The sequence below is a fragment of the Vibrio sp. D173a genome, assembly GCF_030248475.1.
The window spans coordinates 1-11,237 of record NZ_JAHGAH010000195.1 but is presented as its reverse complement, the minus strand read 5'-3'; the positions used below and the strand labels follow the sequence as shown (position 1 = coordinate 11,237).

The window sequence follows — 11,237 nt, the reverse complement described above, 5'->3', positions numbered from 1 at the left end:
TTGATATTTCGTTGTCTTTTCGACGACCTCTGCCCGTACAAAGCCTTGAGAGACATCTGCTTTTTTGAGTTGCTGGCGCTTAGCATAAAACGTCGAGGGATTGAGTTCATTAAGCTTACAAAATGCAAGCGTTGACAATGAACTCGATTCAGACTGCTCGATGAGCGTTTGCCATTCTTGATTAGTGTGTCGTTTTCCCATTTCAAATCTCCTCATGGTTGGAGACTTGATCTTATTCTTCGCGCTAGGCGATTAGAATGCGGGTTTTATGGAGCGCTTACAAAAGACCGCTGACGGTCAGTTAGTCTTATCAGGCAAGAATGAGAAGAAATAAAAAAGGCAGATCACTCTGCCTTTTTCGATATGTAGGAGTAGGCGAAGCGTTACTTCACTGCCAATTCCGCTAGCATTTCTTGTGATGGAGCGAAGAAGTACGCGCCTGTTACCGCTTTAGTAAAACGAAGCAGTTGGTCTGTCTTGCCATCCGTCACACCGTACATGCTTTCAAGCATCACTTTGATGTTGTGGATAGTGTTGCAGTAAGAGATGAACAGCAGACCATGTGCACCAGTCGCTGTGCCGTATGGCAAGCTGTGGCGAACGATCTTAAGACCTTTGCCTTCTTCTTTGATGTCTACGCGACCTACGTGAGAAGCAGCTGGAACGTCTTCTAGCTCGATAGAGTCTGGTTTAGTACGGCCAATGACTTTCTCTTGAGCAGAGACATTCAAACGGTTCCATGCAGGAAGGTTGTGCTCAAAGCGTTGAACCATCACGTAGCTACCACCAGCGAAAGCGCCGTCTTTGATCAATGCAACGTCAGCACGCGCATCACCTTTCGGGTTCTCTGTGCCATCTACGAAATCCGTCATGTCACGAGCATCTAGGTAACGGTAACCGTAAGTTTCGTCGACGACTGTTACATCTTCTGCTGTATCCACTAGGAATTTACGCAGTACATAGAAGTGCAAATCGTGACGAGTTGAGTGACAGTGAATCAGTACATCAACATCAGATGCAGGCGCAATCACGTCGCCTTCACCTAGCTCAGGGAAGTCGGTCAACTCTTCTGGCATTTGCATGTTTAGGTGCTGCCAGAAAGACTTAGTGAATGCGATAGAAATCGTTAGGTCTGCACCTGGTTGGCTCGCATTTAGCTCATTTACTAGCTCAGGTAGCGCTTTCAGTTTCGCCAGTACGTTTTCACGGTTTTGGTTCACCTTTAACTGAGTGTAAAGTGCAAATGGTCCTGCTTCAGGCACAATCGCCGTTTGAGCTTGTGACATTGAGATATCCTCTTTATTGCCCCGTACGGGAAATTTTTGTTCTTAATTTTTTGATGGCTGTTCTTCTTTGTGCTCAACTTGTGGCACGTTGAAGCAGTCTTTCACCCATCTTCCATTTAGAAGATAGATCATAAACCAAGTTAACAGGGTAATTGTGAGCGCGTTTGCCCAGTTGAATACGCCATTTTCGAGGTAGACATGATACATGGTCTGAGCCAATTGAATACCGCACAAGATCAAAGTCATAGCGCGACCATATCGGGTAATTTGATTCACCCAGCCTCTGTCAGGATGACGCAAGCCCATTAACCACATCAGCAACAGGCTAGGAATACCCATCGATAGTCCAAGGTATAACGTATTAGAGTCGGGATAAACAATCGATAGTATCTTGCTACCGCTGTCTCTACTCACTCCTGCCATGGCAAACACCACCCAAGAGCGTGCTAGGAACATCCAACCTAGCCATAACATAATTGGCGCTTTCAAAAATCCATGAGCGTCGTACTGATCAAATGAGTAACGCACAATATCGTCTTCTTAGTTTCATAAAAACGCCACTTTAACCGATCGCTTAAGAGTTGCAACCCAGCAAAGATGAGAACTAAAGTTCATTTTATCATCTTACGCAGATAAACTAAGTTAAGATTTACAGTGACGTCGATAAAAAAGCATGAAAAAGAAAAACACAACAGCACCCGCGCCTTCTCAAGAAACCCAAACTGAAGCAATGAAAATTGCCAAATCAACCCAAAAGCCAGGCCTGTAATGATACAAATGATGATGGTATCGAAAAAGGTAACCGTCATTGAAATCAGGCTTTGTTTAACTTACAAGTAATATTTATGGTTTCCCTGAAACAAGAGCATCTGACAAACTGCCTACGCAATTGATGTCTGGCAACCCGCCTTAAACATACAACATGAAATTGGAACGTCAAAGCAATGCCACAACTAAACGAATACTAGAACCCTGAGATTCCAATATGGTGGACTGTACCGCGCTGTTAGACTCAGTGACTAAACGGTCAGTGCTTCTAGTGGTAAAGAAAGATACACAGACCTTTAACTCCCACGACCATAGCCGTAAATTCCAAGCAATAAACAAAACTTTAAACATCTGATTCTGATTAAAATAACGCTCATGAAGATAACTGTGCAACGCCCCCTATTTGACAATAGTTTTAACCCTACTCTAATAGGCTGAAATTTGTGACAGCGCCTCAACTACGTAACAAAGTCATTTTTACTCGACTACTTAGACCCAGCTTATCGTGACTGATGGTAATACCTTTTAGGTATAAGAAAAAAGAGAATTCAGCCCTCAGTTCGCTCATGAAAGAATTTAGGCCTACATAAGGAGGCTTTATGCTTAAACGTGAACTTGCAAATGGGTTAACAGTCAATTCAATTGGCTATGGTGCGATGGGGTTGAGTGAATTCTATGGCGAAACAAATGACCTACAATCTCTAATGCTACTTGACCAGTTACTTGAGCTTAGTGTTGACTTCATTGATACCGCAAACTTTTATGGACGTGGTCACAATGAAGAACTGATTGGTTACTACCTATCTAAACTACAACCTTCTCAGCGCCAACAAATTAAAATTGCCACAAAATGCGGTATCGAACGTCCTGCAGACGCTGCTTACGCTCGCAACATCAATAACACTCCGGATTATATACGAAAATGCTGCGAGGAGTCTCTTCAGCGCTTAGGGGTCGAGTGTATTGATTTGTTTTACCTTCACCGAGTCGACAGTAAGATCATAGAAAAAAGCATGGATTGCTTAGGACAGTTAGTCAAAGAAGGCAAAATTGCTCATGTCGGACTTTGTGAGGTTTCTTCAAAAACACTGCTTAAAGCACACTCAGTCTTTCCAGTCACCGCTCTGCAAACAGAGTACTCACTTTGGACTCGAGACATTGAGGAAGATATTCTTGGAACACTGAAAACCAATAACATCGGCTTAGTGCCCTACTCTCCTTTAGGAAGAGGCTTCCTAACGGGCAAGTTAACGCGTAATAGTGATCTCCCAGATGGCGATTTTCGCAAAACCAATGATCGATTCCTAGATGGGAACATCAATCACAACCGCAGTATTCTAGACATCATTCAACCGATTTCACAAAAATATCAAGCAACACCTGGCCAGATCGCGTTGGCATGGCTGTTAGCTCAATATGAACATATCGTTCCTATTCCAGGAACTAAGAAACGGCACTATCTCCAAGAAAATGTTCAGGCATCTGAAATAATCATAGAGAGAGAAGACCTTATTACATTGAATAACATCCCACTTCAATTTGAAGTAAAAGGGCAGCGTTACTCTGAAGAAGGTATGAAAGGGGTCAATGTCTAAAAGTAAATTACCACCTTCTAAAGAAGGTGGCTTTGTGTGAGCCCCCTAAAAGGGGGCCTTTGTTCATTTTTTATTGTCGAATAAATGTTAGCGTTTTGGTGTTGTTTTTTGTCGCAAAATTAAACCATCTCCACGACTTAGGAACGGGACCAAACTATGGACAGCTATGTCACTGAAAACCTCAACAAATGTATTGATACTCGGCTACCGCGGCTAAACAAAGTGGTTTTTGTCATCAAAGGAGAAAAAGGAAAAGGTCTTGGGCACTGCTACCGTGCATGGACGATTGCGCAATCCTTACCCAATTTCATTGACCCCAAGTTTGTACTGACTCCAAATAGCTCCCTTGGTTTAGCCTTTTGCGAGCAAAAAAGCATCTCGCAATACCAACTAGCGGCAAGCGATGACGACTTATTGAACATCATCGCCCAAGCAAAGCCTGATCTGATTATTAATGATGTCCTCAATACATCCGAAGCGTATGTGAGTGCGCTGAAAAAGCTCAACACTCCAATCATCAATTTTGAGGATCTCGGCACTGGTGGAATACATGCAGACTGCGTCATTAATGCCGTTTACCCGAAAACCGGGCTGGGTCAAGAGCTATCTGGCCATGATTATGTTGATATAAGAAAAGAGTTTTTTCTGCACCGAAAAAACAGCAACACATTAAGCCCTTCGGTGCGTAGCATTCTGCTGACTTTTGGTGGCGAAGACCCAAGCAATCTAACCCAAAAAACCTTGGAAGTCATCGCCCGCAACGACTACCTCTGCCAATTGAACTATGTCATCGCTTTAGGCGGCTCTTATCAACAGCCAAAAGAAGTCATGCGATTCATACAGGAAAAATCACTTAACGCGGAAGTGTTTATCGGCCAGGACATCGCACCGCTGATGGCTCAGGTGGACATGGCGATTACCGCCAATTGCCGAACTGTCTTTGAAGCCGCTTTTATGCGCTTACCTACCGTGGTGATCTCGGCTAATGCGAGAGAGTGCCTTCATACCTTCTATCGAGATGCCCTTTTTCCATACTGCGGAAATGGCCAACTGGTGGATCATTCTGTTATTGAACGTCAGATCTTACGACTCGCCACCAACAATCAGCTAAGGCGCACTATCTCCAACCGACTCCAGACATTCGATCTGAGCAACGGCATGAACAGAATCATCAATCAAATTATCCAGCTGCTCAATCGCAGCTCTTCTATTTGCAACACCGAATATCAACACATTACAGAGAAAGCATTATGAATGAGCAACACACAACAACATTCCCCAAGTGGCCCGCATTTCACCCCGATTCTCTTCGAGATGTTATAGAGCCACTGAAGTCTGGTGAGGTCAATTACTGGACTGGAAACAAAGGGCGAGAATTCGAAGACGCCTTTGCGAAGTGGTGCGGCTCTGAGTTTGCCATCAGTTGCTCGTCTGGTACCTCTGCTCTACACACCATCATCAGTGCGATGGACATTGGCCCAGGCGATGAAATCATCGTGCCCTCATACAGTTTTATCGCCTCTTCATATGCAGTTTTACAGGCTGGCGCGATCCCGATTTTCTGTGATGTAAGCGCTGATCACACGATCAATCCGGACAAAATTGAAGCTTTGGTGACTAAGCGTACCCGCGCGATTATCGTCGTTCACTTGTATGGTGTGGTCTGCGATATGCAGCCAATTATGGAAATCGCTGAACGCTATCAAATCAAGGTGATTGAAGATGCCGCACAGTGCATTGGTGGCCAATATTATAACCAGAAAGTCGGTACATTGGGTCATGCGGCGGCCTTTAGTTTTTGTCAAAGCAAGCATTTCACCACTGGCGGTGAAGGTGGAATGATTACCACCAATGATGAGAACCTAGCGTGGGAATGTCGCTCGTTTAGAGACCATGGTTTCGACGTTAAACACAAGCTGGCGCTACTGGAGATGGAAGAAAAGGAAAAATACATCCATCACCGTGTTGGCTACAACTATCGAATGACCGAAATTCAGTCGATTATCGGCCTCAACGAGTTGAAGCGTTTTGACGATTGGAACCTACTCAACCGACGCAAAAATGCCTTCATTTATCGCGAATGTTTATCTCAGTGCCAATACATTGAAAGCCTGCCGCTCGATACACCAGACAGACAAAATGCTTACTGGCTATTCCCAATTGTTTTCGACCAGTCATTTGATGAGCAACGCACAGAGTCCGTCTACAAGAAGCTGGTCGAGAAAGGAATTCCGGTAACCAAAGTGCTGTGGCCTGAAGCATACCGTGAAAAAGCCTACACCGATTTGATTGGTTTCGGTAAAGCCAACTTCCCATTTCACTCAAGCGAATACACCGACCCTCAATCGGTTCAGTATGACAATCAGATATGCCCAATGGCGTATTCGCTTTCTCAGCGCACACTCAACCTGCACCTCCACCCAACCTGGAATGCAGAGCACATTGAAAAATGTGCATCAACACTACTCGACGTATTGGCAGAAGTTCAAGGAGGCAATCATGGATAGTAAAAATGCCCGCTACTGGGATGAGAAACGAGCGCAGCTTGCAGAACAAGGTTATACCGTTATCGAGTCCATTGTCCCGCAGGAGTTATGCCAGTCATCCATAGAAGCGATCTGCTCTTTTATGGAAGTCGACCTCAACAATAGAGACACCTGGTACAAACAGGACCCAATCAATGACACGGGTTCCGTCCCGATGCATCATCACCCAGCGTTTTGGCAGGTTCGTCAACATCCAGACGTTTATCAGGCCTTCGCTCAGCTTCTAAATGAAGAACAATTGTGGGTCACCATGGATCGCGCCTCTTTTAAACCACCGTGCCGTTATGACCTACCGCAATATGGCAATGATTCGAATCGAATGCATTGGGATTATGATTTCCGTCAAATGGATATTCCTGTCTACCAGGGATTGATCTACCTGACTGATACAGAAAAAGAACAAGGTGCGTTTGGTGGTCTCCCACAAGTGTATTGCCAGATTATCGACAACACGTTCCACGATCCAAGCCTGTTTGATCAATTCACCATTAATGGATTGTATCTGGAGGATGTCTACCCTTTCACCGAGCAGGACATCACGAAGATAGATGCCCCTGCTGGCAGTTTGGTCATCTTTGACAGTCGCTTACCTCATGGCAACGTTTGTACTCACCATCTCAACCCTCGCCTTGTTCAGTTTATTGCTATGTACAAAGCCGACAGCGAAGAGCACGTGCCCCCAGTGCTGTACCAGTCACGAGAAGAGCGCGTGAATTGCTACCAAAACGCTCGTCCACCAGCGTGGTTACGCGGCTGGCGAGGTCAGCTCGATCCTGAACCCTTTACGCCGCTCGAACTAACTCCTTTGGGCCGAAAATTGGTAGGACTAGAGCCATGGTAAAGCCAAGTCACTCACGGCAGCCGAGTTGGTTGGCCGTTACTATGCCCGCTCTTTGCCTGTTCTTTGCGTTAGGCTTGAACATTGGGAGCTGGGCATCACGACTCGCGGACTTGAAAATCGCCATGAGCATTACTGACATGGATCTCGGTTTTTTCCTTCTCGCGACAAGTCTTGGGGCAATCTCCGCTTTCCCGCTCACTATTTGGCTACTACACCATGTGGGTGCTCGAAAAATGGCACTGCTACTAGGAAGTATTGCCGCTTGTTTGCTCCCTTTAATCATGAGCAACACCTCCTATCACTTAGGTTTGGTTTTGATGTTTATAGAGGGCATATGCTGCGCAGGGCTTAACGCTGCGATCAACACTTACGGAAGTGACATCGAACGTAAACACGACATTAAATGCATGTCCCGCTTGCATGCTGTGTTCAGTTTAGGATTGGCGGCAGCGGCTTTGATTTCAATGGGTCTGATTCGATTTGTTTCGTTCGAACTGATTGTTCATGGCGCTGTCATTTTTCTATCGCTTCTGACGTTATTTTCCGTTGCGTATCGAACCTCAGAACAGTGCAGTACATCCGATTCAGAAGACAAACAACCTGAACCAAAACTGATCAACAAAACAACCTTGGTACTTGGCACCATCGTCCTGAGTGCAACCATCATCGAGGGGTCAATGAATGACTGGAGCGCGATTTATCTCAAAGATGTAATTGAGGTCAGCACGTCACTCGCCCCTTCGGGTGTCTTGGTGTTTTCCGCTGCGATGTTCATTGGTCGACTCTTTGCTGACAACCTACGCTCGCAATACAACGACGCCATCCTGATTGCCTTTGCCGGACTTATCGTCAGCTTTTCACTCGCAACAGGCGTGTGGCTGTCTGGGCTTTACGCTTCATGGGGATCATTCGCTATCGTCGGCTTAACCGTTTCTTTGGTTTCACCCATCATTTACGCTTCAGCGGCTGCCATTGGCCCTGGGTGTTTATCACTGATATCCACCTGTGGTTCCATTGGTGGTTTAGCGGGCCCACCAGCTATCGGTTTCATCGCAATGCATTTTGGCCTGAGCAGCGGCATGTATTTCGTCGCTGCCAGCGGCTTAGTCATTGGTATTGCGGCCTTAAAGCTTGCCAAGCATCAGCACAAACCTCAATACGCATCACTTTAGGAAAACAGCATGTTAATCAGTATCATCATTCCGACCTACAACTGCGCGAACCTTCTAGAGAAGACGCTCGAATCACTTTGCCAGCAGTCGTTGCAAACCGAGTGCTTCGAAGTCATCGTTGCTGATGATGGCTCGTCAGATAATACCGAACAGTTGGTCAAAAGCTATTCTTCTCGGCTGAACATCGGTTACTGCTTTCAGCCCGATTTAGGATTCAGAGCGGCGAGCGCACGCAACCTCGGCAGCCAGCAAGCGATTGGCGAATACCTATTTTATTTGGACAGCGGCGTAGTTCTTGAACAACACGCACTACAAATACACCTTGCCGAAATGGAAAGAAACCCAGATCACATCCAGATCGGATTCTGCCACGGTTTTGAAGAGCATTTCGTCGCTAACAATACTTTCTCTCAGTTACTCGATAGCAACGATTTCAACACGCTGTTTGACTCTTTGACACAACAGGACTCGAACTTGGATTGCCGCCAGAAACTGCTCAATCAAATCGGGCATATGAGAGGCTTCGACACTCATCCGTGGCTGTTTTTCTGGGGCGGGCATCTATTTGGTAAAACCTCTGATTTTATTGAAGCTGGCGGTTTTGATGAGAACTTTACCCATTGGGGCGGTGAAGACGTCGAGCTGGGGCTGAGGCTTTTTAACGCTGGACATAAGTTTACGCTACTTTTGGATGCCAAGGCCTACCACATCCCACACCCAAAAGCAGACACTGCTGGGTCGGAAGCAACACATAACAACTGCCATTACATCCACGATAAACACCAGTTACCGATTACAGAACGTATGTTGGCGGAGAGTTGGGAAGACATCGTCCGGAGTGTCAGTTAATCAGCGCAATCAACCCCATGAGCCGCCCAAAACATTCTTAACATTATCGGGCGTAAATCATTGCTATTGAGTGAAATCAGGAAGCGACCATGACAAGTGTATTTGATATTTCAAGCACAGAGCCATTACAGTCAGCGGCGATGTCTGCTGAAGGCGTTGCCAAACTAGACCTTAGAACCGGAGGACAGCAAGAGCCTATTATCGTAAAACATTCGCCTCCACTGAATGATCCTAGCCTGAACATCGCCGCTTTACTCGGCCGTGAGGCGATCACGTCAAACCAGCAGCTACTGGCAAAAAACATTACCGGCAAGAATGTGATGGTGACAGGCGCTGGCGGTTCGATTGGCTCGGAATTGTGCCGACAAGTGCTTAAGCAAAACCCCAAGAGCCTGATTCTGTTTGAGCTGAATGAATATAACCTCTATCAAATTGATCAAGAGTTAAGTGGCAGCCCCATAACCAGCGCAAGCACAGTAAAAATTATTCCAATACTGGGCTCCGTCCAAACCGAGCAACGCCTGATAACGCTCATGAAAAACCACCAAGTGGATACCATCTACCATACTGCCGCTTATAAGCATGTTCCATTGGTCGAAGACAATATCATCGCAGGCATCCAGAATAATGTGTTTGGTACGTTATCGTGTGCTCAGGCCGCGATTGAGGCTAAGGTAGAAAACTTTACCCTTATCTCCACAGATAAGGCCGTCAGACCGACCAATATCATGGGTGCCAGTAAACGACTGGCCGAATTAGTTCTGCAAGCCTTAGCGGACAAAAAGACCGCTACTACCTTTACCATCGTCCGATTTGGCAATGTCCTTGGTTCATCGGGTTCGGTTGTTCCACTGTTCAAAAAGCAGATCGAAACAGGCGGCCCAATCACTATTACCCATCCGGAAATCGTTCGCTATTTCATGCTCACTCAAGAAGCGGCGGAACTGGTCATTCAAGCCAGTGCTATGGGGCACAATGGACAGGTGTTTGTGCTGGATATGGGCGAGCCAGTCAAGATCGTTGAGCTGGCACGTAAAATGATTCAATTATCGGGTAAAAAAGAAGGTTTACTGGGCAACACGCATCATGATGAAATTGCTATCCAGTTCATTGGCCTCCGTCCGGGTGAGAAATTGTATGAAGAGTTACTGATTGGCGGCAACGTAGAAGAAACCTGCCATCATAAAATAATGACGGCCATGGAAGAAAAACTCAGCTGGCACGAGATGATGTTAGTTTTAAACGAGCTTGAACGTAACTGTAACGAACATGATGCAGTCGCCATCAAGCAGACACTTCTGTCAGCGCCGACGGGCTACCAAACCGCTATAGTTCCGAAAGAAAACTGTGAAGTTTTCTAACAGGTGCTTTTCTGTAGCTATCCTGATTGACATCCCATTTTAACGATTCCAAATAGAACGCGTACGCATGGAGAAACGTTACAAACACTCTATAAAGGGCTCGATCATATGAGAATGGTCTGTTAGAGGCTTTGTTACGCCCCAATGATGAAAACAGTGCAGATACCCTTGTTGAAGCTGCTAATATGTTGTCTGAAATTAATGCTTACCGACTCAGTTCGCTATTGTATGTGGATAGTTGTTGTTGAGGGCACTCAAGTTGAACTCGAAGCGGATGGAACAATCCGTAGCCGTGATGCACTAGCTTGGTACGCACAAGATATTTCCAAACATGCACATTATGCTGAAGTGGTTGAAGTTCGAGAGTGAGCAGACAAAAGATTATGGCGAAGAGTAAAGCATTGACTCCTGAGCAACAGAAAATCCAAGAGTTAGAAGCTCGAATCAGTCGCTTAGAAAGAGAAAAGTCCATTCTAAAAAAGGCCACCGCTCTCTTAATGTCGGACGAACTCGAACGTTCTAGTCAATTGACCAATTGAGGGAGTATGAATCGGTCAAAATGCTCTGCGAACTGTTTAGTGTCGCCTCATCTTGTTACTACGCGTCTAAACAGCGTAAACCAGATGTCCAACGGATCCGACTGATTAGCCGAATAAAAGAGCTCTTTAGCATGAGCCGAGGTTCAGCAGGCAGTCGAAGCCTTGTATCGATGCTGCGCTCCGAAAATATCAACGTAGGTCGATTTAAAGTGCAGAAAATCATGCACGAAGCTGGCTTAGTGAGCAAACAACCGGGCTCGCGAAGATTCCCCCGGGCATG

General features: G+C 45.8%; 10 protein-coding genes and 3 pseudogenes. 10 read left to right on the top strand and 3 right to left on the bottom strand.

What is annotated here, in order from left to right; all coding sequences use genetic code 11:
* The 3 genes from KIV40_RS18955 to KIV40_RS18945 all read right to left on the bottom strand — a co-directional run.
* On the bottom strand, window positions 1-201 hold a 201-nt coding region (locus KIV40_RS18955; RefSeq protein WP_285350754.1), incomplete at its 3' end, for an IS66 family insertion sequence element accessory protein TnpB.
* 182 nt (window positions 202-383) lie between these two features.
* Complete coding sequence (locus KIV40_RS18950) at window positions 384-1,286, bottom strand: Dyp-type peroxidase (RefSeq protein ID WP_285350753.1); 903 nt, start codon at window positions 1,284-1,286, stop codon at window positions 384-386.
* Window positions 1,287-1,328: 42 nt separating this feature from the next.
* Window positions 1,329-1,814: a DUF2919 domain-containing protein gene (locus KIV40_RS18945; protein ID WP_285350751.1), complete on the bottom strand. Its 486-nt coding sequence runs from the start codon at window positions 1,812-1,814 to the stop codon at window positions 1,329-1,331.
* A gap of 145 nt (window positions 1,815-1,959) precedes the next feature.
* Between KIV40_RS18945 and KIV40_RS18940 the strand changes: the two are divergent.
* From KIV40_RS18940 to KIV40_RS18895, 10 genes and pseudogenes are all read left to right on the top strand, one after another.
* Window positions 1,960-2,049: pseudogene (locus KIV40_RS18940) on the top strand (DUF2956 domain-containing protein); the annotation flags it as partial.
* Window positions 2,050-2,653: 604 nt separating this feature from the next.
* Window positions 2,654-3,649, top strand: coding sequence for an aldo/keto reductase (locus tag KIV40_RS18935; protein ID WP_285350749.1), 996 nt, complete (start codon window positions 2,654-2,656; stop codon window positions 3,647-3,649).
* Window positions 3,650-3,805: 156 nt separating this feature from the next.
* Window positions 3,806-4,903, top strand: a complete 1,098-nt coding sequence (locus KIV40_RS18930) for an acetylneuraminate cytidylyltransferase (RefSeq protein ID WP_285350747.1) — start codon at window positions 3,806-3,808, stop codon at window positions 4,901-4,903.
* On the top strand, window positions 4,900-6,156 hold the full coding sequence (locus KIV40_RS18925) for a DegT/DnrJ/EryC1/StrS family aminotransferase (RefSeq protein ID WP_285350746.1): 1,257 nt from the start codon (window positions 4,900-4,902) through the stop codon (window positions 6,154-6,156). Before KIV40_RS18930 ends, KIV40_RS18925 begins: the two co-directional genes overlap by 4 nt.
* A complete protein-coding gene (locus KIV40_RS18920) occupies window positions 6,149-7,036 on the top strand; it encodes a phytanoyl-CoA dioxygenase family protein (RefSeq protein ID WP_285350745.1) in 888 nt (295 codons plus the stop codon). Before KIV40_RS18925 ends, KIV40_RS18920 begins: the two co-directional genes overlap by 8 nt.
* Window positions 7,030-8,208, top strand: coding sequence for an MFS transporter (locus tag KIV40_RS18915; protein WP_285350743.1), 1,179 nt, complete (start codon window positions 7,030-7,032; stop codon window positions 8,206-8,208). The genes KIV40_RS18920 and KIV40_RS18915 overlap by 7 nt, the downstream gene beginning before the upstream one ends.
* A gap of 9 nt (window positions 8,209-8,217) precedes the next feature.
* Window positions 8,218-9,057, top strand: coding sequence for a glycosyltransferase (locus tag KIV40_RS18910; protein WP_285350742.1), 840 nt, complete (start codon window positions 8,218-8,220; stop codon window positions 9,055-9,057).
* 194 nt (window positions 9,058-9,251) lie between these two features.
* A pseudogene (locus KIV40_RS18905) lies at window positions 9,252-10,418 on the top strand (UDP-N-acetylglucosamine 4,6-dehydratase family protein); the annotation flags it as partial.
* Between the two features lie 201 nt (window positions 10,419-10,619).
* On the top strand, window positions 10,620-10,787 hold the full coding sequence (locus tag KIV40_RS18900; RefSeq protein WP_285350741.1) for a hypothetical protein: 168 nt from the start codon (window positions 10,620-10,622) through the stop codon (window positions 10,785-10,787).
* A pseudogene (locus KIV40_RS18895) lies at window positions 10,781-11,237 on the top strand (IS3 family transposase); the annotation flags it as partial. The gene KIV40_RS18900 and the pseudogene KIV40_RS18895, both read left to right, overlap by 7 nt.